Raw genomic sequence first — 485 nt, 5'->3', positions numbered from 1 at the left:
AGTGGTCTAATTTATGCAAACTTTTATTTGAATAAATTGCAATAAATTTTGAAAGGAGATAAAGATGTGATTTATAAAAATATAGTAAAAATTGCCAAACAAAAAAATATTTCCATAAGAGAAATTGAAATTGCATTAGGGTTTTCGAATGGCAGCATTCGTCAATGGGATATTTTAGTCAATACGGATAGATTAAAAAAAGTTGCTAACTATTTAAATGTTCCAATTGGCAAACTGCTTAATTTTAATGATCAGGGTGATAAAGATGACAGCAAAAAAAGGCAGTAAAGATTATGGGGAAATGATGAAACGTGTCGATTTGGCTAACTTCTTAGGAGAATCACCTGACTCACTAGATAGACATTATTTGAGAAAGGATGATTTCCCAGTATGGGAAGATGGCGGATCTAAGCGTTATCCAAAAACACAAGTCCTTGAATGGATAGCCAAACACACAACGACAGTTGGTTCTGCAATTGAGGGGA

2 protein-coding genes are annotated in these 485 nt (G+C 33.2%); both read left to right on the top strand.

The window, feature by feature from the left end; genetic code table 11:
* The first annotated feature begins 66 nt into the window (after positions 1–66).
* Complete coding sequence (locus tag AC6UD0_RS07340; protein WP_500708705.1) at positions 67–288, top strand: helix-turn-helix domain-containing protein; 222 nt, start codon at positions 67–69, stop codon at positions 286–288.
* The coding region (locus AC6UD0_RS07335) for a helix-turn-helix domain-containing protein (RefSeq protein WP_500708704.1) at positions 266–485 on the top strand (220 nt) is incomplete at its 3' end. The genes AC6UD0_RS07340 and AC6UD0_RS07335, both read left to right, overlap by 23 nt.

The organism is Fructilactobacillus sp. X7R9C1 (genome assembly GCF_059901005.1).
The sequence above is the reverse complement of the archived record's forward strand: the minus strand, read 5'-3'. Positions and strand labels throughout refer to the sequence as shown.